The sequence below is a fragment of the Ruegeria sp. BH8 genome (assembly GCF_056538065.1).
The window spans coordinates 1,394,940-1,420,944 of sequence record NZ_JBQFSP010000001.1 but is presented as its reverse complement, the minus strand read 5'-3'; the positions used below and the strand labels follow the sequence as shown (position 1 = coordinate 1,420,944).

Sequence of the window (26,005 nt, the reverse complement as noted above, 5' to 3'; positions counted from 1 at the left end):
GCTCGATCTCGTCGCGCTGACGACCCAGCTCAGACCGGATCGAGCCAAAAAGCTCAGGATCGCGGTCCGACAAGGACTGGGTGAAAAATCCGGTGTCACGAAGATTGGCGTTCATTGGCGCTCCACATGGCTGGGTATAAATCTTGCGGATTTCCTATCGGAAACGCCACATTCGCAAAAGGCTTAAAGCGACGATTTGGCCTGCTGCGGCGTCAAGACTGGCCTATTGGGGAAAGGTATGTTTGTTTCGGAACCAAATGTGCAACACCGGAAACCACAAAACATGAAAAAGAGAATCGCCTTTCTCGCCAGTGAGGTCAAAGTGGCGCAAACAGCGCGCGACATCCTGGTGGCCAAATATGGTAATGTGGCACCTCGGGACGCAGATGTAGTGGTTGCATTGGGCGGCGACGGCTTCATGTTGCACACTTTGTACAATGTGCAACATCTCGATACTCCGGTTTACGGGATGAATCGCGGCACGATCGGCTTTCTGATGAATGAGTATCACGAAGACGACCTGATGGCGCGGCTGGAGGATGCCGAGGAAGAGGTTATCAACCCGTTGGCCATGCAGGCGATGGACCAATCTGGAAAACTGCACGAGGCGCTGGCGATCAACGAAGTGTCATTGCTGCGCGCGGGTCCTCAGGCAGCAAGGCTCAAGATCAGCGTAGACGGCCGGGTACGCATGGCCGAACTGGTCTGTGACGGGGCACTACTTGCCACGCCCGCGGGATCGACCGCCTATAACTATTCCGCGCATGGGCCGATTGTTCCGATTGGCGCTGACGTTCTTGCCCTGACACCCATCGCGGCGTTTCGCCCACGGCGGTGGCGTGGTGCCTTGTTGCCGAAAATGGCGAAAGTCAGGTTCGATGTGGTCGAAGCAGACAAACGACCGGTCATCGTGGCTGCTGATTCCGTTTCTTTCCCGGATATCGACTGGGTCGAGATCAGGTCGGAACCAGCCATTGCGCACCGTATCCTTTTCGACCCCGGCCATGGGTTGGAAGAACGTCTAATATCAGAACAATTCACGTAAAATTGGCCATCCCCGAATTTTTCTCACGCCTATGTGAAGCAGTTCACAGGAATTCCCTTAACGATTGGCTAATGTGAACTTGTCCGGAGAACACGCCAAGGTGGGAGTGAGTGGCCACCTGAACGGTGTTTTCGAATGGTTGCGCAGATTTTGCGCTGGCGAGGGTGGGTGGTGCTACGCTCGTCATCAGAAATCCGGGCTTATTTTAGCAGCTGGACCCCGGGCACAATGACCCGGGGTCTATTTTTTGTTACATGTGATCCCAAAGCGGGAAACACATCTGTCCCACGCGAGCTTCTATCGCGGCGGCGGCATCCACGGCCAAATCCTCGCGCCAGCGCTGTGCCGCGATCTGTACATTGATAGGTTGAGGCCCTTTGGGAAGGTTGGCCAATCGTGACGGAACGCAGGCTGCAGGCAGTCCCAGAAAGTTCATCGCATAGGAATAGACAGCGCATCCCAAAACATCATGCACGCCTTCAGCGCCTTCGGTGTCCCGGTCAGGTTTGAAAAATGGCTGTGGCAGGAAAGGGGACAAAACCAGCGGGTAGTCCTGCATAAACAGGGACCATTCACGGGCATAATGGCTGCGCTTGGCCAGCATCCGAACCAATTCTGTTTCAACGATGGGTGGGAATTCCTGAAAGTAGACGTCAAAGATGTCGCGGATGGTTTTGGAACCAGCGGCTTCAATGTCCGATTTCATCAGGGTCAGCACTTCGCCCATCAAGGTCCGATACCCGATCCGACCACATTCAAAGACATCGGGTGGATCGACCTCTTCAACGTCGTACCCTGCATCGACCAGCGCATCGCGCGCAGTGTCGAGGGCTTTTTCGACCTCGGGGTGCAGCGCATAGCCGAAGGTGTTCTTGGTGAATGCCACCTTGATCGGCTGGTCAAAACGCTCGCCGCGCCAGGGCATTGGTACGTGGAACGGATCCCGCGCATCGGTGGCGATCAGGCTGGGCATGGACAGGTGCAGATCCGCAGTCGACCGGGTGATCAGGCCCTGAACCGACATTGATTGCGCCAGCAATCCGCGTTCGGCCTTCTGACTTGGGTTCCACGCGGGAACGCGCCCCAGCCCCGGTTTCACCGTAACCGCTCCGATAGCGGCTGCCGGAAAGCGCAGGCTGCCGCCAATATCGTTGCCATGGGCCAGCGCACCGAGACCTGCCATCACGGCGGCAGCAGCGCCACCGGATGATCCCCCGGGTGAAATGTGCCGTCCCCACGGGTTGAACGTGCGCCCATGCAGGGGGTTGTCGGTGTCGGCCCTGAAGGAAAACTCGGGCGTATTCGTTCGCCCGATCACAATGGCCCCCGCTTTTTGCAAGTTGCTGACCACCGGCGCGTCATCCGGAGCGATTACGTCCTTCAGCGCAATGACACCGTTGGTGGTGGCGTGGCCTTTCTGATCGACATTCACCTTGATTGTTACCGGAACACCATGCAGCGGGCCGGTCGGCTGACCACTCCGCCGTGCAGCATCTAGCGACTGCGCGCGTTCCAGGGCCTCGGTGCGCAAGTCTTCGACGACCGCGTTCAGCGCGGGGTTCACCGCGTCCATGCGATCAATCGAGGCCTGTACCGCCTCGGTCGCGCTCAGATCGCCGCGTCGGGTCAAGGTGGTCAGCTCTGTGGCGCTGAGACGCCAGATATCGGTATGTGTCATGGGCCCTCACTGTCTTACAGCGACAGTAGGGGCCCAGATTCAGGTTGCAAGGGCGGACATGACATGGGCGGCCTGTGCCGCCCGATGGTTACTTGGCGTAACCAATTGTCTGCAACGCTTCCTTGATCTCATCAAGGATGGCAGGATCATCAATTGTTGCAGGCATTTTGTAGTCCTGACCGTCTGCAATCGACACCATCGTACCACGCAGGATCTTACCGGAACGGGTCTTGGGTAACCTGTCGACGACAACAGCCAGTTTGAAGGCGGCCACCGGCCCGATTTTCTCCCGAACCATTTTGACGACTTCCTGAACCACATCGCCATGATCCCGTGTGGCACCAGCATTCAGGCACAGGAAGCCGACCGGCATCTGCCCCTTCAGCTGGTCCGAAACTCCGATCACCGCGCATTCAGCCACATCGGGGTGGGCAGCCAGCACTTCTTCCATCCCGCCCGTCGACAAGCGATGGCCGGCAACGTTGATGACGTCATCGGTGCGCGCCATGATGTAGAGGTACCCGTCTTCGTCAATCATCCCGGCATCGCCGGTTTCGTAATATCCGGGGAAGTGTTCAAGATAAGATTTCTTGAACCGTGCTTCGGCATTCCACAGTGTTGGCAAGGTGCCTGGGGGCAGGGGCAATTTAACCGCGATGGCACCCAGTTCACCGGCCTTCATCGGGTGACCGCCTTCATCCAGAATTTGCACGTCATAACCCGGCATCGGTTTTGCGGGCGAGCCCAGCTTGACCGGAAGCTCTTCGATACCCAGCGGGTTCCCGGCAATGGCCCAGCCGGTTTCGGTTTGCCACCAATGGTCGATCACCGGAACCTTCAGCGCGTTTTGTGCCCAGATAATTGTGTCAGGGTCGGCGCGTTCGCCTGCCAGATAGAGGGCCTGTAGATGAGACAGATCGTATTTGCCGATCAATTCGCCCTTGGGGTCTTCTCGTTTGACGGCGCGGATGGCCGTAGGTGCGGTGAAGAAGCTTTTGACCTTATGTTCCGAGATCACGCGCCAGAAGGTGCCAGCATCCGGGGTGCCGACTGGCTTGCCCTCGAACACAATTGTGGTGTTTCCGTGGATTAGGGGTGCGTAGCAGATATAGGAGTGCCCCACGACCCAGCCCACATCGGAGGCTGCCCAGAACACGTCGCCTGGATCGACGTTATAGACATTCTTCATTGTCCAGTTCAGTGCCACAAGGTGTCCGGCAGTGGGGCGCACGACCCCTTTGGGTGCACCCGTAGTGCCAGAGGTGTACAGGATATAAGCCGGGTCCTTGCCATCAACCGGCACGCATTCAGCCGGTTCGACACCGTATTGGAAACCATGCCAGTTGAAATCGCGCCCTTCAATCAACTGGGCGACCTCTTGTTCCCGCTGGAAGATCACACAAAAATCAGGTTTGTGGTTGGCCAGTTCGATCGCACCGTCAAGCAGGGGCTTATAGTGAACCACGCGACCGGGTTCCATCCCACAGGACGCGGCGATGATTGCTTTGGGTTTGGCGTCGTCGATGCGCACGGCCAGTTCGTTGCTGGCAAACCCGCCGAACACGACCGAATGCACGGCGCCGAGGCGGGCACAGGCCAGCATCGCCTCAAGCGCTTCGGGGATCATCGGCATGTAGATAATGACACGGTCGCCTTTCTCGACACCCTTTGCGCGCAGCGCGCCGGCCAGAGTGGCCACGCGGTTGCGAAGCTCGACATAGGATATCTCGCGCTTGGTGTGGGTGATGGGACTGTCATAGATGATGGCGGTTTGTTCACCGCGCCCGTTTTCCACATGACGGTCTACGGCATTCCAACAGGTATTGACCCGCGCGTCGCTGAACCATTCGTACAAGGGCGCATTGTCGTCGAACAGTGCTTTGCTGGGGGCCTTGACCCAATCGATCCCTTTTGCAGCGTTCATCCAGAACGCTTCGGGGTCGGTTTTCCAGCTGTCATAAACGTCCTGATACGCCATCTTGTCCTCCTCACAACGGCTTGGACATTGTGTTAGGTCGCAGAAAACAACCGGGCAAGCGCGACGCATGACGACGCGTCAGTTTATCGCAAAAAATTTGCAGATCGGCAAAAAACGACTTGCAAATTTTTGCAAAATTACAGTTGAAGCACAGTTTTTGTCGCAGCAATAGAAAGTTTTGCAAAATTGCAAACTATTGCGTGCAAATATTGTGCCGTTCCGAGAATCAGCTCAACCAGCCGTTTTGGCGTAACGTGGCAGCTTGTCCTGAAGGTTCAGCCAGGGCAGGTGGTCGGCGTGGAACACGTGAAACTGTGGCGGCAGGGTCTCCGGGTTGTCCAGCGTTGCGGTGTAAAGATGAATGTTCACCGTATCGCGCGCTGTGCGATAGGCCATCTGGGTTCCGCAGTTGCCGCAAAACAGACGTTCAACCCCTTCCGATGAGCGATAGATCTTTGGTGCCTGACCCAACCATCTGACCGCCTCATGCGGCAGCCCGAAAAAAGCCGTGACCGGCGCGGCGCAGTTTCGCCTGCAATCTGAACAGTGGCAATAACAGCTCCACGCGGCTTGGGCATCGCTTTCCCAATGCACGGCGTTGCAGTGGCAATGTCCTTTCATGCGCTTCCCCCCCCCTGTTGGCAGGGGCGCCAGCAAGGCTGCCCCCGGTTAACCGTAATGCGCCACGGGTGTTCCTGCAATCGCCGCCATGTTCAGCAGACCGCGTGCGGTGATGGATGGAGTAACTATATGGGCCTTGTTGCCCATTCCCATCAGGATCGGGCCAACTTCAATCCCGTCCGCCTTCATCTTCAAAATATTGCGCACGCCGCTGGCCGCATCTGCGTGGGCGAATATCAGAACGTTGGCCGCTCCCTCCAATCGCGACGCCGGGAAGATACGCGCCCGCAGGTCTGCATCCAAAGCCGCATCCAGGTTCATTTCGCCTTCATAGACAAAATCGCGCGGCTGCCGATCAAGGATTTCCAGCGCCGCCCGCAGCCGTTTGCCTGATCCTTCAGCCTGATTGCCAAATTGCGACTGCGAACAGAAGGCGATCTTGGGCTCGATCCCGAACCGGCGAACATGTCGCGCAGCACCAATGGTGGTTTCTGCCAGTTCTTCCGGCGACGGCAATTGCCGGACATGCGTGTCGGCAATGAACAGGGGGCCATCTTCCAGGATCATCAGGGACAAGGCACCATGCGGGCGCAGTTTGTTGTCGTCCAACACCTGTTCGACATAATTCAGGTGCCAGCGGAATTCACCAAATGTGCCGCAGATCATGCTGTCCGCTTCGCCACGATGCACCATGATCGCGCCAATGGCCGTTGTGTTGGTGCGCATGATCGCTTTGGCCAGATCCGGTGTAACACCGCGGCGCTGCATGATCTGGTGGTAGGAAGTCCAATAATCGTAATAGCGCGGGTCGTTTTCCGGGTTGACGATCTGACAGTCCTTGCCCGGACGAATGGTCAGCCCCAGCTTTTCACACCGGGTTTCGATCACATCGGGTCGCCCGATCAGAATTGGCGTTTCCGTCGTCTCTTCGAGAATGGCCTGCGCGGCTCTCAGAACCCTTTCATCTTCACCCTCTGCAAAAACGATGCGACGGGATGCGACGGCCGCAGCCTCGAACACAGGACGCATCAGAAGGGCAGACTTGAAGACAGTCTGGTTGAGCTTTTCCTTATAGGCGTCAAAGTCGTCGATAGGGCGTTTTGCAACACCGCTTTCCATGGCGGCTTTGGCGACCGCCGATGACACCACGCCCACAAGACGCGGGTCAAATGGTTTCGGGATCAGGTAATCCGGGCCAAAGGTCAGTTGCTCGCCCTTATAGGCAGCCGCGGCTTCGGCGCTTGTGGTTGCGCGCGCCATCTCAGCGATACCATCCACGCAGGCAATCTGCATCGCGTCGTTGATCTCTGTCGCTCCGACGTCCAATGCACCCCTGAAGATAAACGGAAAACACAACACGTTGTTGACTTGATTGGGAAAATCGCTGCGACCCGTGGCGATGATTGCGTCTGGTGCAACCGCGCGGGCATCCTCTGGCAGGATTTCCGGCGTCGGGTTGGCCAGGGCGAAGATGATCGGGCGGCTTGCCATTTTCCGGACCATGTCAGGCTTCAGAACATTTGGTCCGCTGAGACCTAAAAACAGGTCAGCCCCACCGATCACATCGTCCAGCGTCCGCAAGTCCGACTTCTGCTCGAACTGTGACTTGTGCGGGTTCATGTCCTCGGCCCGTCCTTCGTAGACAAGCCCGTGAATGTCGCACAGCCAAATGTTTTCACGTTTCACGCCCAGCTTGACCAGCATGGTCAGGCACGCGATCCCGGCGGCCCCGCCACCGGTTGACACGACCTTGATGTCCTCAAAAGACTTTCCGGCCACATGTAGCGCATTCTTGGCCGCAGCCCCGACCACAATGGCAGTTCCGTGCTGGTCATCATGGAAAACCGGGATGTTCATACGTTCACGGCAGAGCTTTTCGACGATAAAGCAATCGGGGGCCTTGATGTCTTCAAGGTTAATGGCGCCAAATGTCGGTTCAAGGGCACAGACGATATCCGCCAGCTTTTCGGGATCGGGCTGATCTACCTCGATATCAAAACAGTCGATGCCCGCGAACTTTTTGAACAGAACAGCCTTGCCTTCCATGACCGGCTTCGAGGCGAGTGCCCCGATATTCCCCAGGCCGAGCACGGCGGTGCCGTTTGACACCACAGCAACAAGGTTACCGCGCGCGGTGTACCGCTCGGCATTGGCTGCATCGGCCTTGATTTCAAGGCTGGCCTCCGCCACGCCGGGCGAATAGGCGCGGGCCAGATCGCGACCGTTGGCCATCGGTTTGGTGGCCTTGATCTCAAGCTTTCCGGGTTTGGGGAATTCATGATATTCGAGCGCAGCTTGTCGCAGGCTGGGGGTGTCAGACATCGGCGATTCAGCTCCCATTGAGAATTTGATTTAGCCTTAAACTATTTATTTGAACTTGGCTACGCTACGTAACTCTGCCGTGATGTCGCAACCAGAATCCGGATTGGTATTGTCTGAGTTCTTTTGCATCTTTTCACATTGCGACGTCCAAGATCACTCTGGCAAGGCCGTCGTGACATTCAGGACTGATGACGTGGCTGGTAACCAACGAGGGATCAGTAGGTTGGATGTTGGTTGCAGCGATGCTGGGCAGTTGTTGTCGCCCAGATTTTGGTCGAGTTCACCGCGCTGAACGGCGGAGTTTTACCTGTGATTATTGAAATGCGCTTCTTCGTTATGGAAGAAATGCCGGAGATGTTCTTTTCGGTTGGCATTTTGACCTCTGTTCTGATCGGATGGCCAAAGTTGCAATTCGAAGAGAATACTGATGACCAAGACATCCGATCTGGCGAAAACGCACGCTGAAATTCGCCTGCCCACACAGGAAATTCGCGACGACATCCCTTTTTACACAAAAAAACTGGGGATGAAGATGGACATGATTTATCCCGCTGACGATCCGCGCGTCGCGGTGTTTTCGGGGCATGGCGTGCGGTTGCGCATTGAAAAAGACGCACCGGAAAGCCCAGGAACATTGCGTATCCTGACGGATAATCCGTCAGATTTCGCCGGTGGTGAACGCGTTCTTGTAGCCCCGAATGGCACCCGAATCGAAGTTGAAGAACGAAATCCGCCACTGGTGATGCCAGAGACCGTGCATTCCTTTGTCGTGCGCAGGCTCAAGGATCAGGCCCCCTGGATCATCGGTCGGGCCGGGATGCACTATCGCGATCTGGTGCCGGATCGGTTGGGTGGGTCGATTATTGCCAGCCATATCCGCATTCCCGATGGTGGGCCGGTTCCGGATATGGTGCATTTTCACAAGGTCGGGTTTCAGCTGATCTTTTGCATCCATGGCTGGGTGGATGTGGTCTATGAGGATCAGGGCGAGAAAATGCGTCTGACAGCGGGGGACTGCTTTATTCAACCTCCGGAAATCCGGCACCGCGTTCTTGAAGCTTCTGATAATGTTCAGGTCATTGAGATCGGAGTGCCGGCTGAGCATGTCACAGAGATCGACCATGACATGACACTTCCCACTCCGCACATCCGCCCGGACCGCGAATGGCAGGGGCAACGCTTTGTCTATAATCAGGCCAAGGGTGCCGAGTGGATGCCCTTCCGCCTGCCGGGGTACATCTGCCGCGACACCACGATTGCCGAGAACACCAAGGGTGTCGCTGGGGTGCAGGTTGTGCGCAAAGGGTCGGGTGATCCGGAATGGGCCAGCCATGACACCGACATTCACTTTACCTTTGTGATGGACGGCGAGGTCACCCTGGAAGGCGAGGGGCGCGATCCCTACCGGCTGGAGCAAGGGGATGCTTTTGTCATCCCACCTGGGATGCGCACACGGTTGTCCGAGCCAACAGACAATATCGAATTGTTGGAAGTCACCTTACCCGGTACCTTCAACACAACGCTGGGTTAAGCGAAAAACATGGGTCAGGGGCTTCAAATTCCCCGCCTTAATACGTTAGCGTGCAAATTTCTGACCAGATGATCAAAAATGAGGATTCGCCATGTCGCTGAAAGACGCTGCCTTGTCTGTCCGGGAAAACGCCTACGCGCCATATTCGAACTTCAAAGTTGGCGCAGCGCTTCGGTCTTCTTCGGGTCATGTCTTTTCCGGGTGCAACGTCGAGAATGTGGCATATCCCGAGGGGACCTGCGCGGAAGCAGGTGCAATTGCCGCAATGGTGGCCGCGGGCGAGCAGGAACTGACCGAGGTCTACGTGGTTGCCTCCAGCCCTCAGCCTGTGCCGCCTTGCGGTGGATGCCGTCAGAAGCTGGCCGAGTTTGGCAAGCGCGATGTAAAGGTTACTCTGGCAACCGTCGATGGTGCGGAGTTTGAGACAACCATCGGAGATTTGCTGCCGGGTGCGTTCGACGCGTCGCACATGGAGGATGTCTGAACGCATGGACGCCCGTTCAATCATAGCCAAACTGCGCAGGCACGAAGTCCCAGGCCGCGACGAGCTTATCTGGTTCGCGCAAGGGTTGGCAGACGGCAGCGTCAGCGATGCGCAGGCCGGGGCGTTTGCCATGGCCGTCTGTATGGGCGGGCTGGGTCCTCAGGGGCGTGCGGACTTGACGATTGCGATGCGCGATAGCGGCGATGTTCTCGGTTGGGATGTGGACGGGCCGGTGATCGACAAGCACTCGACCGGTGGGGTCGGGGACTGCGTCAGCCTTGTGCTGGCTCCGGCGCTGGCGGAATGTGGTGCTTATGTGCCGATGATCTCGGGTCGGGGTTTGGGGCACACGGGTGGAACATTGGACAAGCTCGAGGCGATTCCGGGTGTCAGCACTCAGATCAGTCAGGACCGACTTGCGCAGATATTGCGCGAAACGGGTGCGGCTATCGTCGGCGCGACGGGCCAGATTGCACCGGCGGACAAGCGGCTTTATGCAGTTCGGGACGTGACGGCGACGGTCGAAAGTCTGGATCTGATCACAGCGTCGATCCTGTCCAAAAAGCTGGCGGCCAGCCCGGATGCGTTGGTTCTTGACGTCAAGGTTGGCAGCGGTGCCTTTATGAAAACAATTGAGGATGCCCGCAAGCTGGCCACAGCATTGACCGAGACTGCGAACGCGGCTGGGTGCCGGACTTCGGCGGTGATCACGGACATGAACCAGCCTTTGGCCCCGGCGCTGGGCAATGCACTGGAGGTCGCGGAAGTGATGAAGGTTCTGACCGGTCCTGGCGCTTCGCCACTGGTGGACATTTCTGCCGAGTTGGGCGGCGTCCTGCTGGCCGATGCAGGCATGTGCATCTCGGTCGAGGAGGGGCGTGAGCAGATCGCCAAGATCATCCGTGACGGTCGCGCCGCCGAACGGTTTGGCCGCATGATGGCAGCGGTTGGTGGTCCTGTGAAATTCGTCGATACCTGGACCCGTTTCCTGCCTGAGGCGAGCGTTATTCAGGAGGTTCCTGCCCCCGAAGACGGTTACGTCTCCGCCATCGACGGAGAGGCGCTGGGCCTTGCCGTGGTCGCGCTGGGTGGCGGCCGCCAGGTCGAAAGTGATGAGATCGATCCGGCAGTAGGAATATCCAACATCCTCAGGCTGGGGGATCGTGTGTCAAAAGGTTCACCCATTGCCGTGGTCCACGCTGCACGGGAAGGCGCTGCACGGCGGGCAGCGGAAACTGTGCTGAGTGCGATGACAATCAGCGATACAGTTCCAAAGCTGCCCGATCTGATCCACGAAAGGATCAGCGTATGAGCCGAGCGTTTCTTGTCGTCATGGATTCCGTCGGAATAGGCAGGGCACCTGATGCAGACCGGTTTTTCAACGGTGATGTTCCGGATGCCGGGGCAAACACGCTGGCCCATATCGCCCAAGCCTGCGCGGAAGGCCGCGCAGTAGATGGGCGCACCGGCCCGTTGCACCTGCCCAACCTGGACGCGCTGGGTTTGGGCGCGGCTGTGCGGCTGGCGTCTGGAGACGCCACTCCGGGCCTCGATGCCGAACCTGCTGGACTATGGGGTTGCGCGCGTGAGCATTCGCCGGGTAAGGACACGCCCTCAGGCCACTGGGAACTGGCGGGCCTGCCGGTGCCTTGGGATTGGCATTACTTTCCAAACACGGTTCCGGCTTTTCCAGCGGAACTGAGCCGCGCGGCAGCCGAAGCTGCCGGGACCGAAGGTATTCTTGGTGACTGCCACGCGTCGGGGACAGCGATCATAGCCGAACTGGGTGCCGAACATATGCGCACCGGTTGGCCGATCTGCTACACATCCGCTGACAGTGTGTTTCAGATCGCGGCCCATGAGGAAAGCTTTGGGCTTGAGCGGTTGTTGGACATGTGCCGCGCGCTTGCTCCGCGCTTGCACAAGATGAAAGTGGGGCGTGTCATCGCGCGCCCCTTTGTCGGAACGCCTGAGACGGGGTTCGAACGGACGACCAATCGCAAGGATTTCGCCATTCTGCCCCCGGCACCGGTGCTGACCAACTGGGTGCAGGATGCAGGGCGACGGGTTCATGCAGTGGGCAAGATCGGCGACATCTTCTCGATGCAGGGGATCGACACGCTGCGCAAAGGGTCGGATGCCCAGCTGATGCAGCACCTGTCTGATCTTATAGACGAGGCGGAAGAGGGCAGTCTGACCTTCGCCAACTTTGTCGAATTTGACAGCCTTTATGGGCATCGCCGCGACATCAGCGGCTATGCCCGAGCGTTGGAATGGTTTGACCGCGAGATCGGGGGTATCCTGAAGAAACTTCGACCAGGCGATCTGTTGCTGTTAACAGCTGATCATGGCAATGACCCAAGCTGGACCGGAACAGATCACACCCGTGAACAGGTTCCGGTTCTGATTGCGGGGCAGGGTACCGGACAAATCGGGCAAGTAGATTTTACCGATATTGCGGCCAGCATTGCCCACCATCTGAACATTCCGGCGCAAGGGCCGGGAAGGAACTTTTTATGAGCGTTGCAGACCTGCCCAAAATTGAACTGCATCTTCACCACGAAGGCGCGGCACCTCCGGCCTTCATCCGCCAGCTTGCCCACGAAAAACGCGTTGACCTGAGCGGTATCTTCAAGGCAGACGGATCTTATGATTTTCGTGATTTCGCGCATTTCCTGAGCGTGTACGAAGCCGCTTGCGAAGTTCTGAAAACGCCCGAAGACTTCCGGCGGCTGACATTGGCCATTCTTGAGGAAAGCGCTGAAAATGGCGTGGTTTATTCCGAGACCTTCCTCAGCCCTGATTTTTGCGGCGGTGGCGACCTGCATGCGTGGCGGGATTATCTGAATGCCATTCAGGATGCGGCAGACGAAGCCGAGCGTAAATTCGATATCACCTTGCGCGGTGTCGTTACCTGTGTCCGCCATTTTGGCCCCGAACAAGCCAGGCGGAGTGCCCATTGTGCGGCCGAGACCGCCGGAAACTGGATCACCGGTTTTGGCATGGGCGGCAACGAATCCATTGGCACGCAGGGTGACTTCAAATGGTCTTTCGAATGTGCCCGCGAAGCCGGGCTGCGCCTGACCACGCATGCGGGTGAGTTTGGCGGTCCTGACAGTGTGCGCGACGCTGTGCGCGATCTGGGGGTTGAGCGTATCGGGCACGGCGTCCGCGCCATCGAAGACCTTGATCTTGTTCGTGAACTGGTTGACCGGGAAATCACGCTTGAGGTGTGTCCGGGTTCGAATGTGGTTCTTGGCCTTTTCCCGGATTTTGCCGCCCATCCCATCGCGAAACTGCGCGATGCGGGTGTAAGGGTTACGATCTCCACCGACGATCCTCCGTTTTTTCACACGACCATGCGGCGGGAATATGAGATGTTGAACGCGGCGTTCGGCTGGGAGGCCGGGGATTTTGCGGCATTGAATGAGATGGCCCTGAACGCGGCCTTCTGTGATGATGACACCCGCGCGCGGGTCAAGAAAAGACTGGAGAACACATGAGCGAACACCTTACTGTCGTCGATCACCCGCTGGTGCAACACAAGCTGACGCTCATGCGGGACAAGGGCACCTCGACCGCCGGATTCCGGCAGTTGTTGCGTGAAATCACATTGCTGCTGGCCTACGAGGTCACGCGCGACATTCCCCTTACAACGCGCAATATCGAAACGCCGATGGAAGAAATGGACGCCCCCATACTGGCAGGTAAGAAAATGGCGCTGGTGTCAATCCTGCGCGCCGGAAACGGGATGCTGGACGGGGTGCTGGAACTTGTACCTTCAGCACGCGTCGGTTTCGTGGGGCTGTATCGCGACGAAGAAACGCTGAAACCCGTGCAGTATTATTTCAAAGCGCCAGAGAGCCTGAAGGACCGTTTGGTCATTGCGGTGGATCCGATGCTGGCGACCGGCAACAGCTCGGCCGCGGCCATTGACCTGCTGAAAGAGGCCGGGGCGACGGATATTCGCTTTCTGTGCCTGTTGGCGGCACCCGAAGGTGTCGCGCGGATGAAGGAAGCACACCCTGACGTGCGTATCGTCACGGCAGCGCTGGACCGCGAGTTGAACGCGAAAGGTTACATCATGCCCGGTCTGGGGGATGCCGGTGACCGGATGTTCGGAACCAAGTGATCCGGTTTATTCGCCGCAAATATTCTGTAGCCGGACCCAGTCGCGGTCCGGCAGCACCTGTTCCAGCGCCCTTCCCGCCATCGGATCCGCTTCGATCAGGCCAAGAACCGTTTCGCCGGTCACATCACGGGCATAGGCGTAGGGGGTTGAGGGAAGCGCGCTTTGCGAGAACATCGCCAGCACGTCGTCGTCAGAAATGGCCGGACGGGGCTGTGACAGGACCTGCTCGGTATATGTGTCGATAATCTCGGGCGTCAGTCCGCCGGTTGTCAGCAGCCTGAAGGCAGAGGTCGCGCCGGTTCTGTCCAGCAGGTCATCAAGCGGATCCTTATGCGCGGCCCGCGCCCGTTCTGCAATCACATAACCCGCTGCGACAGCAGGGTCTTCGTAATCCTCGACCAAAGCACGGCTGAGCAGGACAGTGCCGCCAGGCAAGCTGAGGCTGTCTTGAACGCCTGCTGGCAGAATGATGATCTGCCGTACGCCAGTGCGCCGGGCCAGCTGTTCCAATGAATCCCGTGCATCCCGCGACGTACAGGCCTGGCCCGAAACACGCTCGATCCGATGCAGGATCATATCGCCGATCTCTTGCCGCTTGACCTGGGGCACGACCGAGACAACGTGGTTTTGCAGTGCACCCGGCAGCCAGAACAGCAACAGGGCCAGCACGGCGGCCACGACGCCTCCGACACTCAGCCAGCGCAAACGCCCCGGGTGGGGGCGGGACCGATCAATAGCGCGCTGCAATCGGTCGATCGCTTCAAGCATCGTGGTTTCGGATTCGGCCAGCTCAAGCGTTTCATCCGGATCACCGTCCGGGTTGAATATGGCCGGAAAGGAACCAGGGTTCTGGCGTTCAAGTGCTGCCAGCGACCAGTGGGTCAGCGCCCTGTCATTGAAATCGGAAATGGTCAGGGTGGCTTCACCGATAGACACCACAACCTCGCGCCGCTGTTCATCGGGCGAAGGGCGCCACAGACCGGTGGCTTCGATCCGCTGGTACTGTTTCAGGGCCGTCATCTGGGTGGGTCTGCTCGAATTTGTTTTGCTGCAGCTTAGCATGGTGAAATCGCAGGGCGCAAACCTGTTGCGCAGTCGTTGTGAATTGTGCTGGATACCCGAAAGGATCGAGACTGTCGGTCCACCATCACAATCAGGACACGACTTCATGCAGGCGCATTCCTCATCTTCTGCTGTGCTGGCTTCGGCCCTGATGGTAAGTGCCATGGCAATTATCGGCGTCATCGACAATGTTGTGATCCTTTTGGCCGAAACCGTCGGGCTGTGGCAGTTTCATCTGACCCGTGCATTGTTGATGCTGCCGCTGATTGTTGGCCTGTCGTTTCTGGGGCTGGGCGGGTTGAGGCCCGTGCGGTGGGGGCCTGTCATCTTGCGCAGCGTGCTGATTACCACGGCGATGCTATTCTATTTTGCATCTCTTGCCATGATGCCAATTGCACAGGCGCTGGCAGGGTTATTCACCTCACCGATTTTTGTGCTGTTGATCTCCGCTCTGGTGCTCAGGCAACCAATAGGGCCGTGGCGCATACTGGCCGTACTGATTGGATTTACGGGTATCCTTTTGGTACTTCAGCCAAACCCCAGCGATTTTGACCTGCGCACGCTGGTGCCTGTGGCGGCAGGGTTTTTCTATGCCCTCAGCTCGATTCTCACGCGTACGCATTGTTCCCAGGAAAGCACTGTGGCCATGCTGGCCATCATGGTCATTACTCTGGGTGTGGCAGGTGCGATGGGGGTTGCGTTTCTGACAATCTCACCGCTCGTCACGGCAGAGGGTGCTGATGGCTTTGTCTCGCGTGGATGGGTTTGGAACATGGGGCCTGCCATACCGTGGCTGGTTACTCAGGCTATCGGTTCAACAATCGCGGTTTTCATGCTGATCAAGGCGTATCAGGTAGGCGAGCCATCTTATGTGGCGGTGTTCGAGTATTCTGTCATGATCTTCGGCCCGCTCTTCGCATTTGTGGCCTTTGGGCAAACCCTTGGCGTCTTTCAGATTTCGGGCATCCTTATGATTGCGGCAGCGGGTCTGTTGCTGGGGTGGCGCGCCAGCCGATCATCTGAACAGCAAAAAGTTGCCTGACGCGATTGGGTCGTATGCACGTCTAAGCCAGATCGTTTCGTTACTTCCGTATCCGGTGAAACGCCGTGGATTCGGTGGATCGACAAAAGGCATTCGTTTCAGAAATGGCAAAAATGTCGGATGAGAGTCCTGGAGTGTCCACGAAAACCATCGGCAATTACACGGAATTGGTCAAAATTGGGCGCAAATATGTCTGAAATGTGACGGGTTGGATTTTTGGTGTTAGCTCATTGGCATAAATGTTTTGTGCCAAAAGGGGGTAAGGCACGTGTCCGAAGTAACAAGTATTTCTGTTTATCTGGATCAGCTGCCAGAAGTTGATCGAACCAACAAAAAACAGGCGGTAAATGCGCGCCGTGGCGGGTTTTTGCACGGCACCAAGATCGCCACGACTGCCGGGTGGAAGCCGGTCGAACGGATCACGGTGGGTGATCTGGTTCGAACCCTCGATCACGGGTTCAAAGAGGTACGGCGCATCTCGATAAGCGTTGTGGTCATTCCAGCCGATGAATGCCGGGTCGAGTTCCTGCCGGTCCTCGTACCTGCCCGCGCCGCATATAACGGGCGACCTGTCTGGTTGATGCCCGAACAGGGCATGGCGCTGAACCTGTCCCGGATCAACGCCAAGGCCGATGGACCTTCGGTGGTGCCAGCGCGTTTGCTGAACGGCGCCGGTCACCTGACGTCACAGGCACCGGGGTCGTCTTTCGAAGTGTTTTCCTTGTTCTTTGATGATGATCAGGTGATTTTTGTCGAGGGCGGATTGCAGGCCTATTGCCCGTCCGGTCGCTTCAACATGCGCGGTGCAACCACCGGAACACGGTACGATGTCGCGGCCGAAGAGGTGGCCTCCGACCTGATCCACTCACTGATAAGCAAGGACGATATGTCGGCTCTTGCCAACCCATTGGGTGCGCTGCCTGCACCCATTCCCCAGGAACCGATATTTCCGATCCGCCCGCCATTTGGGGTCAGGCGACCGGGTCGACCGGGACGCCCAAGCGCGCCGGTTCTGTTCCTGCGGCCCGAATGGCAGATCTAACCAAACACTGACAAGAACGATGCGGGCGCATGGTGACATGCGCCCGCGTCATTGGATTAAGCGGCTTTTGCTTCAGGGTTGAAGCGACCGTAGAAGCTCTGACCTTTTTCTGCCATCTCGCGCAGCAGCGTCGGGCAGGCAAAGCGTTCACCGTAATTCTCGGCCAATTGATCGCAACGTTCGGCCGCGTAGGGCGTGCCGATGATGTCCAGCCAGCTGAACGGACCACCCGACCATGGTGCAAAGCCCCAGCCCAGAATTGCGCCGACATCGCCCTCGCGGATGTCTTCCAGAACACCCTCTTCCAGCGCGCGGACGGCCTCCAGAACCTGAGCAAACATCAGACGTTCCTGCACTTCGATCAGGTCAGGCTGGTCATCGGCAAGCGGATACTTGTCTTGCAGGCCCTTCCAGTATTCGACGCGCTTGCCCTTCTCGTCATAGTCGAAGAAACCGGCATTCGCCTTACGGCCCAGACGGCCCTGTTCCTCCATCCAGAAGATCAAATCGTCTGAGGGGCTTTCCGGATAGGCATCGCCCATCGCCGCCTTTGTCGCGCGGGCGATCTTTGCACCCAGATCAATCGAGGTTTCGTCGGTCAGCTGGATCGGACCGACCGGGAAGCCCAACTGCCGCGCGGCGTTGTCGATCAAAACGGGGCTGACGCCTTCAGTGACCATGCGCGCGCCTTCGTTGATATATGGAATGATGCAGCGGTTTGCGTAGAAGAAACGCGCATCGTTGACCACGATCGGGGTCTTGCGGATCTGACGCACATAGTCCAGCGCCTTGGCCACTGCACGATCCCCGGTTTCCTTGCCCTTGATGATCTCGACCAGGAACATCTTTTCGACCGGTGAGAAGAAGTGGATGCCGATGAACTGGTCAGCCCGAACCGAGGCTTTGGCCAGATCGCTGATCGGCAGGGTCGATGTGTTCGATGCAAAGATGCACTCTTCGGGGATGATCGCCTCAACCTTTTTGGTCATCTCAGCCTTGACGCCCATGTCTTCAAAGACCGCTTCGATGATCAGGTCACACCCTTTCAGGTTGTCCAGATCCGGCGTTGCTGTGATGCGACCCAGCATGGCCTCTTTTTTCTCAGCCGTGACCTTGCCGCGCTTCATGCCTTTGTCCAGATAGGTCTCGGTATAGGCTTTGCCTTTGTCGGCAGCCTCCTGATCGCGGTCGATCAGAACCACTTCCATACCGGCCTGCGCCGATACCAGAGCGATACCAGCCCCCATCATGCCTGCGCCCAGAACGCCGATCTTCTTGACGGACTGATCCGGAACGCCTGCAGGACGCACGGCACCTTTTTCCAGTGCTTCCTTGTTCAGGAACAGCGATCGGATCATCGCACCAGACGACGGGTTCATCAGCACGGACGTGAACCAGCGCGCTTCGATTTTCAGCGCGGTGTCGAAATCGACCAGAGCGCCTTCGTAAACCGCGCTCAGCAGAGCCTTGGCCGCCGGGAAGGCCCCTTGGGTTTTGCCATTCACCATCGCCGACGCGCCAACGAAGTTCATGAAGCCTGCGGGATGATAGGGGGCGCCACCGGGCATTTTATAACCCTTCGCGTCCCAAGGCTTGACCAGATCGGCGTCCTTGGCGCTCAGCACCCATTCCCTGGCTGCTGCCATTGGATCGGCTGCGATTTCGTCGATATAGCCTGCGCCCTTGGCTTTCTTGACGTCCAGCATTTTGCCTTCCAGCAACAGCGGAGCCGCCGCAATGGCGCCAACTTTGCGGACCATACGGGTGGTGCCGCCCGCGCCAGGGAAGATGCCGACCATGATCTCGGGCAGGCCGTACTTTGCCTTTGGGTTTTCGGCTGCAAAGATACGATGGGTAGACAGGGGCAGTTCCATACCGATGCCCGCAGCGGTCCCGGGCAGAACGGTAGCAATCGGCTTGCCGCCTTTCTTGGTCTTGGGGTCCATACCCGCCAGTTCGATCTTGCGCAGCAGGGCGTGCATTTTCATCGTGCCCTCGAACAGACCCTTGGCTGGATTGTCGCCCGCCTGTTCTTTCATCACCGCCAGCAGGTTCAGGTCCATGCCGCCTGCAAATGACCCTTCTTTGCCCGAAGTAACAATGATGCCTTTCACCTCATCGTCGGCCAGCGCCTGATCGATGCAATCGCTCAATTCTGCCAGCCCGTCAAAGGACATCACGTTCATGGTCTTCCCGGGCACGTCCCAGGTGATCGTGGCGACGCCGTCTGCGTCTTTGCTCAGAGTGAAATCAGTCATTGTCATCTCCAATCTGGTCAGCCGTCAGCGGGCTGCCATCCTTGCGGGTGAAGGAGAATCCGTTCTCATCAACCTTCACCATCATGTCCATGTCGCTGTAATAGCCGGTCTCGGTCGGGGTCCGTGTGCCCACCACCAGAAAGGTCATGGGCGCATCGGTGTTGTTCACAAGGTGATGGCCGTTGGCCTCACCTGCGGGCCAGGCGGCGCAATCGCCGGGCTGCATCTCGTGCTCGCCATCATCATCGACCAGCGTGCACGAGCCGCTGAGGATGATGGCAAACTCGTCCTGCTTCATGTGGTAATGGCGCAGCGATGACAGGCCCTGCGGATCCAGCCGCACGATGTTGACCCCGTATTGGGTCAGCCCGCCCGCATCGCCCACGCGCTGCGCAAAGCGACCTGTGGTCGCTTCGGCCAGCTTGCCGGGATAGGCCGAGCCGCCCTGAAACGGGATCTGAGAAAGATCCAGCTTAGGCATCAGACTCGCTCGATAATGGTTGCCGCACCCATGCCGGATGCAATGCAAAGCGTGGCCAGACCGGTTTCCTTGTCCTGACGCTCAAGTTCATCCAGCAGCGTGCCGATAATCATTGCACCCGTGGCACCCAGCGGGTGACCCATCGCGATCGAGCCACCGTTGACGTTGACCAGTGCGGGATCGACATCAAATGCCTGCTGGAACCGCAGCACGACCGAGGCGAAAGCTTCGTTCACTTCAAACAAGTCCAGATCGCTGATCTTCATGCCATTGTCGGCCAAAATCTTCTCGGTCACCGGAACCGGGCCAGTCAGCATGATGGTCGGATCAGTGCCAATCTTGGCGGTTGCTTTGATGCGGGCACGCGGCTTGAGGCCGTATTTCTCGCCAAATTCCTTGTTGCCGATCAGAACAGCAGCGGCTCCGTCCACGATGCCCGAGCTGTTGCCGGCGTGGTGGATGTGGTTCACGCGCTCAAGATGGGGGTATTTCAGCATCGCAACCTTGTCGAAGCCAGGCATCTGTTCGCCCATCATAGCGAATGACGGGTTCAAAGCGCCGAGGCTTTGCATATCGGTGCCCGGACGCATGTATTCATCGCGGTCCAGAATGGTCAGACCGTTTTGATCCTTGACGGTGATCACGGATTTTTCAAACCGGTTGTCGGCCCATGCTGCCGCCGCACGTCTTTGCGATTCAACCGCCAGCGCATCCGCGTCATCACGGGTAAAGCCATACTCGGTCGCGATGATGTCGGCCGAGATGCCCTGAGGCACGAAATAGGTCTCCATCGCCAGCGAGGGGTCAACAGCGATTGCTGCACCGTCGCTGCCCATGGCCACGCGCCCCATCATCTCGACACCGCCTGCAATATAGGCATCGCCCGCGCCGCCTTTCACCTGGTTTGCGGCCAGGTTCACGGCTTCCATGCCCGAGGCGCAGAAACGGTTGATCGCCAAGCCCGGGATCGACTGGTCGAGGTCGGATGCCAGAACGGCCGAGCGCGCCAGACAGCCGCCTTGCTCCATCACTTGCGTGACGTTTCCCCAGATCACGTCTTCGACGGCGTGACCTTCCAGGTTGTTGCGCTCTTTCACCGCGTTCAGGGTCAGGGCGGACAGGCGCACCGAGGTTACCTCGTGCAGGCTGCCATCCTTGCGGCCCTTGCCGCGCGGCGTGCGCAGGGCGTCATAGATATAGGCTTCGGTCATGGGTCTTCTCCTCAAGCTCGATCCGACGGGTTGCCGGGCATCAGGTCATAGGGGTGTTTCCAGCCGGGCTGTTCGGACAAGCGGGTCAGCCAGGCGTCGATATGGGGCCAGTCGGCAAGGTCAAAGCCAAATGGTTCAGGGTAATACAGATAACCACAGCAGCTAAGGTCGGCGTTGGTCACACCATCACCAACGATCCAGTCGCGACCATCCAGGTGGTTGTTCAGGATTTCATAAGCCGCCTTCAAACGTCCTTTATTGAATGCAATGACATCAGGGTTGCGGTGCTGCTCGGGTAGGAAATTGATCAGGAACCGCGTCAAACCTGCCATTGAGCTGAGTTTGTGATTGTCCCACAAAACCCAACGCAGAATATCGTAGTCTTCTTCCCGGTCCTTGCCACCGAACTTGCCGGATTTCTCCGTGACATAGGCCTGAATCGCACCGGATTGGCTGGTGTGAAAATCTCCATCGACCAGAACTGGTGCTTCACCCAACTCGTTTACGTCAGCACGATATTCCGGCGTGCGGGTTACACCTTTGAAGAAATCGACAAAGACCGGTTCCCACTCCAAACCGGACATTTCCAGAGCCAAAGCAGCCTTGTAGCTGTTTCCACTTTCTCCGAAGCAATGAAGTTTGATGGTCATGTGCTCGCCCCTCCCAAGGCGCATGTGGCTAGGCCGGATTTGAGTATTTTTGAAAAGATGAAGGGCAGTAGGTAACGTTTCATCAACCATCTTCGTATTCAGTGGTCGTGCGGTACAGGCTGGAGAGCCGATGACCGCAAAAGGTGAAGTCGTTCCTGTCCTGATGGCGAGTGTGCCCGGTGGCAGGGACGCATCGCCGCTTCATCTTTTCACAAATACTCCCGCCGGAGGCGTCCGGCATTCAAATTAAAGTCGCCGTTGAGTTTTCTCCGCAGCAGTTCACCTCTTCCGTGCCTCAAGTTCGGAATTGAAGATGCGCAGGCGGTGGGTCAGGTTCTCCTCATCAATCACGCTGTTGAAATTCTCGAACAAGAAAGACAGCGCCTCACCTTCGTCCAGACCGGCATCACGCGCGAACGCCTTGAGTTTGCGATACCCATCTTCAGTCATCGCAACCGGAAAGCGGCGGGTCAGGCGAAAACGTTTTGGCATTTGGTCTCCTCCGGTAAGCTGGGTCCGGGCGGTGTTGCCCGGACCCAGACTGAGATCAGAAGTTCGCCGCGTCCAGTGCCATTACCGTGTCCGCGCCGGTCTGGATTCGCGCCAGATGCATCGATGTCGCGGGAAGGCGGCGGGCCATGTAGAAACGGCCGGTGGTAATCTTGGTCTCGTAGAATTCTTTGTCCGAGGCTCCACCATCCAGCGCTTCCTGAGCCGCTTTCGCCATTTGCGCCCACATCAGGCCCAGGCAAACATGGCCGAACATGTGCATAAAGTCATAGGAACCGGACAATGCGTTATTCGGGTTCTTCATGCCTTCCTGCATGAAATACATGCCAGCGGCCTGCAAATCCTTGGATGCGGCTTTCAGCGGTTCGATGAACGCCTTGTCGTATGCTTCGTTCTGGCCCGCGTTTTCCTTGCAGAAGGTTTTGACCATCTCGAAGAACGCCATGACGTGCTTGCCGCCATCCTGCGCCAGCTTGCGACCCACAAGGTCAAGCGCCTGAACGCCATTTGCACCTTCGTAGATCATCGCGATGCGGGCGTCGCGGGTATATTGCGACATGCCCCATTCTTCGATGTAGCCGTGGCCGCCATAAACCTGCTGCGCCTGAACGGTCATGTCGTAGCCTTCGTCGGTCAGAAACCCTTTGATGACCGGGGTCAGCAGCGAGATCAGCCCGTCCGCATCCTTGTCTCCCGCGCGGTGCGCCTTGTCGATCATGGTCGCGCCCCAAAGGATGAACGCGCGCGCGCCTTCGGTAAAGCTTTTCTGATCCATCAGGTTGCGACGGATATCAGGATGCACGATCAGAGGATCGGCCGGACCATCCGGGTTCTTGACACCGGTCACATCGCGACCCTGCAAACGGTCCTTGGCGTATTCCAGAGCATTCTGATAGGCCGCTTCGGCTTGCGACAGGCCCTGCATGCCCACACCCAGACGCGCTTCGTTCATCATGGTGAACATGGCGCGCATGCCCTTGTGCTCTTCGCCCAGCAGCCAGCCGGTGGCTTCGTCATAGTTCATGACGCAGGTCGAGTTGCCGTGGATGCCCATTTTCTCTTCGATCTTGCCGACCGATACGCCGTTGCGCTCGCCCAGGCTTCCGTCTTCGTTCACAATGAACTTGGGCACAATGAACAGCGACACGCCTTTGATGCCCTCGGGGCCACCTGGGATCTTGGCCAGCACCAGGTGGACGATGTTGTTTGCCATGTCGTGGTCGCCAGCCGAGATAAAGATCTTCTGGCCTGATATCTTATAGCTGCCATCACCCTGCGGTTCTGCCTTGGTGCGCATCAGGCCCAGATCGGTCCCACAATGCGGTTCGGTCAGGTTCATGGTGCCGGTCCATTCACAGCTGACCATGTTGGGTAGGTATTTGTTCTTCTGCTCGTCTGTTCCGTGCGCCAGAATGGCCGAGGCTGCGCCATGGGTCAGGCCCTGGTACATGGTGAAAGCCTGGTTGGAGCCCGAGAACATCTCACCTACGGCTGTGCCGATCACGTAGGGCATGTTCTGGCCACCATACTCTTCCGGCATGTCGAGGCCAGTCCAGCCACCTTCCTTCATCTGCTCGAAGGCGTCTTTGAACCCGGTAGGGGTGTACACAATACCGTTTTCCAACCGGCACCCTTCGGTGTCACCAACAACGTTCAAAGGATGCAGGACGTTGGTGGCAACCTTGCCTGCTTCTTCCAGAACTGCGCCGGTGAATTCGGGCTCCAGTTCGTCATAGCCGGGGATGTCCGACTGCGAGACTTTCAGAACATCGTGCAGAATGAACTGCATGTCTTTGGTTGGCGCGTTGTAAACGGGCATGTGAAGCTCCCTTAATTCATATGTCCGGAAGGCAGGGCGAGGTTACTCGGCCGCCTTCTTTTCCTGTTTCATCGAGGCGATGACTTTCTCGCCCCAGCGCAACTGCTCTTTCAGATCGTCGATGGCCTGCGTCAGCTCTTCGCGGCGCGATTCCATGTCAGCCAGACGCTCGCACGCGATTTCATAAGTGCGATTCATCTGGGTGACCTGTTGATCGCCCACATGGTAGAGATCCAGCAGCTGTCGAATTTCCTCGAGGCTGAACCCGAATCTTTTGCCGCGCAGGATCAGCTTCAGCCGCGCCCGGTCACGTTTGGTGAACAGACGTTTTTGGCCTTCGCGGATCGGGAACAGTAGTTCCTTTGCCTCATAGAACCGCAAGGTGCGTGGTGTGACATCATAGGTCTCGCACATCTCGCGGATGGTCATCACATCTTCGGTCATTCGTCATACTCTCGTCACTGGCGTCATGAAACATGAGTTGCGCAGTTGGTGGGTGCTTTACAACATGTGAGTGACGTTTACGTAATCCAGACGCTGCGTCACTTTGAAGTTGACGTAACATCCGTGCACGTAAGGGGCTTTCGGCGTAATTTTGTTACCGTTACGTCAACTGATTTCCGGCATGAATAAACGGGTGCCTTGAAGGGGATGCGCACCGGTTTCGACAGGTTCTGCCACCTGCAATGCTTGATTATGAAATATCGGAAAAGGTTATTCCAGCGACTTGGCCGTTTGGTCGCGCAGGCTTTTGAGTTCGTCCATTGCCTCATCCAGCTGCTGGCGCTGCTGCTGAAGCTCACTCATCTGGCGGTCCGCCATTTCGACAAAGGTGGCCATCTGGGCCTCGTTTCCCTGATCTTCATAGATCAGTAGCCATTGGCGAATCTCTTCTAGAGGAAAACCAAACTTTCGGCCGCGCATGATCAGTTTCATCCGCGCGCATTCCCGGGGCCCGTAAAAGCGCGAACGCCCTTCGCGGTCCGGTTGCAAAAGCTCGATATATTCGTAGTAGCGCAGGGTGCGCGGCGTCACGTCAAACTCGGCGCACATTTCTTTGAATGACAAACGGTTGTTGGACATTCCCGGTCTCCTCGTCAGCAACCTAGGCGGTCCCGATCCCAAGCGCAACAGGTAGGCTTGCTCTTTACCGGAACACCGGCTCATAAAGGCGGTGCAGAGAACAGGACGCATACTTATGGTCGATAAGACAGTTTTAGCCCGCCAGTTTATCGAGGCGATCCCCCATGCGCGGGCATTGAACCTTACGCTCACGCAGATCGGCGAGGGTGAGGCAGAGATAACTCTGCCCTACAACAAAGACCTGATCGGGGATCCGCGTACAGGGGTGATTCATGGGGGAGCGATATCCACGATTCTGGACACCTGTTGTGGCGCTGCGGTGATGAGCCACCCATCGGCCCCCGGAGGAACCGCAACAATCGATCTGCGGATAGACTATATGCGCGCGGCGACGCCAGGTCAGACGATTACTGTACATGCCATCTGTCACCATATCACGCGAAACGTTGCCTTCGTGCGGGCCACCGCAATGGACAACGACACGGACCTGCCGGTGGCGACAGCCTCAGGGTCCTTTACGGTTGAAGGGAAGTAATATGCCAAGACCTCGTCCCGAGCCGATGCAAGTGGTCAAGCAGCGCCGCGATGCAGCCCTGCGTGCGCTTGTCGACGGCGTACCGTATATACGTTTCCTGAACATCAGTTTTGACAGGCGCGGGGATGAGCTGACCGGCGTTTTGAATTTCGATGACAAGCTGATCGGCAATCCATTTCTGCCTGCAATTCATGGCGGCGTGACCGCTGCTTTTTTGGAGGTGACGGCCGTTATCACGCTGAGCTGGGAACACATGTTCCCAAGTATTGAAAGCGGAAAGATCGATGCAGAGGCCATCGTGTCAGACGAAAGCATCCGGTTTCCCAAGACGATCGACTTTACCGTCGACTATCTGCGTTCGGGCTTGCCGCGAGACGCCTATGCGCGGGCATTTATCAGCCGGTCGGGGCGGCGTTACGCCTCGGTACGGGTTGAAGCCTGGCAGGACAATCATGCGAAACTGTTTGCGCAGGCCTCCGGGCATTTCCTGATGCCGCAACCGCCTCGGGGCAAGAGCTGAC

25 protein-coding genes are annotated in these 26,005 nt (G+C 57.7%); 11 read left to right on the top strand and 14 right to left on the bottom strand.

The genetic code is table 11. The features are described from left to right. Positions 1 to 238 precede the first annotated feature (238 nt). Positions 239 to 1,045, top strand: coding sequence for an NAD kinase (locus ACR0AD_RS07035; protein ID WP_480485157.1), 807 nt, complete (start codon positions 239 to 241; stop codon positions 1,043 to 1,045). 250 nt (positions 1,046 to 1,295) lie between these two features. On the opposite strand, the gene ACR0AD_RS07030 is transcribed toward ACR0AD_RS07035, so the two are convergent. The 5 genes from ACR0AD_RS07030 to ACR0AD_RS07010 form a co-directional block, all read right to left on the bottom strand. After that, the gene (locus tag ACR0AD_RS07030) at positions 1,296 to 2,723 is read right to left on the bottom strand and encodes an amidase family protein (RefSeq protein ID WP_480485158.1); all 1,428 of its coding nucleotides are present in this window, start codon (positions 2,721 to 2,723) and stop codon (positions 1,296 to 1,298) included. Between the two features lie 88 nt (positions 2,724 to 2,811). Next, positions 2,812 to 4,701: a propionate-CoA ligase PrpE gene (prpE, locus tag ACR0AD_RS07025; protein ID WP_480485159.1), complete on the bottom strand. Its 1,890-nt coding sequence runs from the start codon at positions 4,699 to 4,701 to the stop codon at positions 2,812 to 2,814. Positions 4,702 to 4,932: 231 nt separating this feature from the next. Then, positions 4,933 to 5,322, bottom strand: coding sequence for a GFA family protein (locus ACR0AD_RS07020; protein WP_480484268.1), 390 nt, complete (start codon positions 5,320 to 5,322; stop codon positions 4,933 to 4,935). Positions 5,323 to 5,370: 48 nt separating this feature from the next. After that, positions 5,371 to 7,644 (bottom strand): NADP-dependent malic enzyme, encoded by a 2,274-nt coding sequence (locus tag ACR0AD_RS07015; RefSeq protein WP_480485160.1) that lies wholly within the window; start codon positions 7,642 to 7,644, stop codon positions 5,371 to 5,373. 215 nt (positions 7,645 to 7,859) lie between these two features. Then, positions 7,860 to 8,018 (bottom strand): hypothetical protein, encoded by a 159-nt coding sequence (locus ACR0AD_RS07010; RefSeq protein ID WP_480485161.1) that lies wholly within the window; start codon positions 8,016 to 8,018, stop codon positions 7,860 to 7,862. A gap of 53 nt (positions 8,019 to 8,071) precedes the next feature. Here ACR0AD_RS07010 and ACR0AD_RS07005 point away from each other — a divergent pair, with 53 nt between their 5' ends. The 6 genes from ACR0AD_RS07005 to upp all read left to right on the top strand — a co-directional run bounded on the left by ACR0AD_RS07005 (position 8,072) and on the right by upp (position 13,791). Continuing rightward, positions 8,072 to 9,175 carry a cupin domain-containing protein gene (locus ACR0AD_RS07005; protein WP_480484266.1) on the top strand — a complete coding sequence of 368 codons (1,104 nt, stop codon included), beginning with the start codon at positions 8,072 to 8,074 and terminating at the stop codon, positions 9,173 to 9,175. A gap of 91 nt (positions 9,176 to 9,266) precedes the next feature. Further along, positions 9,267 to 9,659: a cytidine deaminase gene (locus tag ACR0AD_RS07000; protein WP_267365809.1), complete on the top strand. Its 393-nt coding sequence runs from the start codon at positions 9,267 to 9,269 to the stop codon at positions 9,657 to 9,659. Positions 9,660 to 9,663: 4 nt separating this feature from the next. Continuing rightward, the gene (locus tag ACR0AD_RS06995) at positions 9,664 to 10,971 is read left to right on the top strand and encodes a thymidine phosphorylase (protein ID WP_480484265.1); all 1,308 of its coding nucleotides are present in this window, start codon (positions 9,664 to 9,666) and stop codon (positions 10,969 to 10,971) included. Further along, positions 10,968 to 12,179 (top strand): phosphopentomutase, encoded by a 1,212-nt coding sequence (locus ACR0AD_RS06990; RefSeq protein WP_480485162.1) that lies wholly within the window; start codon positions 10,968 to 10,970, stop codon positions 12,177 to 12,179. Before ACR0AD_RS06995 ends, ACR0AD_RS06990 begins: the two co-directional genes overlap by 4 nt. After that, entirely contained in the window at positions 12,176 to 13,162 is a 987-nt protein-coding gene (locus ACR0AD_RS06985) for an adenosine deaminase (RefSeq protein WP_480485163.1), read from the top strand. Before ACR0AD_RS06990 ends, ACR0AD_RS06985 begins: the two co-directional genes overlap by 4 nt. Further along, complete coding sequence (upp, locus tag ACR0AD_RS06980) at positions 13,159 to 13,791, top strand: uracil phosphoribosyltransferase (RefSeq protein ID WP_480485164.1); 633 nt, start codon at positions 13,159 to 13,161, stop codon at positions 13,789 to 13,791. The genes ACR0AD_RS06985 and upp overlap by 4 nt, the downstream gene beginning before the upstream one ends. Positions 13,792 to 13,797: 6 nt before the next feature. Here upp and ACR0AD_RS06975 read toward each other — a convergent pair whose 3' ends face one another. Next, on the bottom strand, positions 13,798 to 14,811 hold the full coding sequence (locus tag ACR0AD_RS06975) for a hypothetical protein (protein WP_209503240.1): 1,014 nt from the start codon (positions 14,809 to 14,811) through the stop codon (positions 13,798 to 13,800). Between the two features lie 148 nt (positions 14,812 to 14,959). Between ACR0AD_RS06975 and ACR0AD_RS06970 the strand changes: the two genes are divergently transcribed. Together ACR0AD_RS06970 and ACR0AD_RS06965 are read left to right on the top strand one after the other, a co-directional pair. Continuing rightward, positions 14,960 to 15,895, top strand: a complete 936-nt coding sequence (locus ACR0AD_RS06970; RefSeq protein ID WP_480485165.1) for a DMT family transporter — start codon at positions 14,960 to 14,962, stop codon at positions 15,893 to 15,895. Positions 15,896 to 16,163: 268 nt separating this feature from the next. Further along, positions 16,164 to 16,937: a Hint domain-containing protein gene (locus ACR0AD_RS06965; RefSeq protein ID WP_480485166.1), complete on the top strand. Its 774-nt coding sequence runs from the start codon at positions 16,164 to 16,166 to the stop codon at positions 16,935 to 16,937. Positions 16,938 to 16,993: 56 nt separating this feature from the next. On the opposite strand, the gene ACR0AD_RS06960 is transcribed toward ACR0AD_RS06965, so the two are convergent. From ACR0AD_RS06960 to ACR0AD_RS06925, 8 genes are all read right to left on the bottom strand, one after another. Then, the gene (locus ACR0AD_RS06960; RefSeq protein WP_480485167.1) at positions 16,994 to 19,195 is read right to left on the bottom strand and encodes a 3-hydroxyacyl-CoA dehydrogenase NAD-binding domain-containing protein; all 2,202 of its coding nucleotides are present in this window, start codon (positions 19,193 to 19,195) and stop codon (positions 16,994 to 16,996) included. Continuing rightward, on the bottom strand, positions 19,188 to 19,676 hold the full coding sequence (locus ACR0AD_RS06955; protein WP_267364657.1) for a cupin domain-containing protein: 489 nt from the start codon (positions 19,674 to 19,676) through the stop codon (positions 19,188 to 19,190). The genes ACR0AD_RS06960 and ACR0AD_RS06955 overlap by 8 nt, the downstream gene beginning before the upstream one ends. Further along, positions 19,676 to 20,887, bottom strand: a complete 1,212-nt coding sequence (locus ACR0AD_RS06950; protein WP_480484257.1) for an acetyl-CoA C-acetyltransferase — start codon at positions 20,885 to 20,887, stop codon at positions 19,676 to 19,678. The genes ACR0AD_RS06955 and ACR0AD_RS06950 overlap by 1 nt, the downstream gene beginning before the upstream one ends. A gap of 11 nt (positions 20,888 to 20,898) precedes the next feature. Beyond that, positions 20,899 to 21,537, bottom strand: a complete 639-nt coding sequence (locus tag ACR0AD_RS06945) for a glutathione S-transferase family protein (protein ID WP_480485168.1) — start codon at positions 21,535 to 21,537, stop codon at positions 20,899 to 20,901. A gap of 279 nt (positions 21,538 to 21,816) precedes the next feature. Beyond that, complete coding sequence (locus ACR0AD_RS06940; RefSeq protein ID WP_209503252.1) at positions 21,817 to 22,029, bottom strand: hypothetical protein; 213 nt, start codon at positions 22,027 to 22,029, stop codon at positions 21,817 to 21,819. A gap of 55 nt (positions 22,030 to 22,084) precedes the next feature. Then, positions 22,085 to 23,866, bottom strand: a complete 1,782-nt coding sequence (locus ACR0AD_RS06935) for an acyl-CoA dehydrogenase C-terminal domain-containing protein (protein ID WP_480485169.1) — start codon at positions 23,864 to 23,866, stop codon at positions 22,085 to 22,087. 42 nt (positions 23,867 to 23,908) lie between these two features. Next, complete coding sequence (locus ACR0AD_RS06930; RefSeq protein WP_209503256.1) at positions 23,909 to 24,310, bottom strand: MerR family transcriptional regulator; 402 nt, start codon at positions 24,308 to 24,310, stop codon at positions 23,909 to 23,911. Positions 24,311 to 24,580: 270 nt separating this feature from the next. After that, entirely contained in the window at positions 24,581 to 24,949 is a 369-nt protein-coding gene (locus ACR0AD_RS06925) for a MerR family transcriptional regulator (RefSeq protein WP_480485170.1), read from the bottom strand. A 115-nt stretch (positions 24,950 to 25,064) separates the two neighbouring features. Between ACR0AD_RS06925 and ACR0AD_RS06920 the strand changes: the two genes are divergently transcribed. Both ACR0AD_RS06920 and ACR0AD_RS06915 read left to right on the top strand, forming a co-directional pair. After that, complete coding sequence (locus ACR0AD_RS06920; protein WP_480485171.1) at positions 25,065 to 25,484, top strand: PaaI family thioesterase; 420 nt, start codon at positions 25,065 to 25,067, stop codon at positions 25,482 to 25,484. A 1-nt stretch (position 25,485) separates the two neighbouring features. Continuing rightward, positions 25,486 to 26,004, top strand: coding sequence for a PaaI family thioesterase (locus ACR0AD_RS06915; RefSeq protein WP_480485172.1), 519 nt, complete (start codon positions 25,486 to 25,488; stop codon positions 26,002 to 26,004). Position 26,005: the final 1 nt, after the last annotated feature.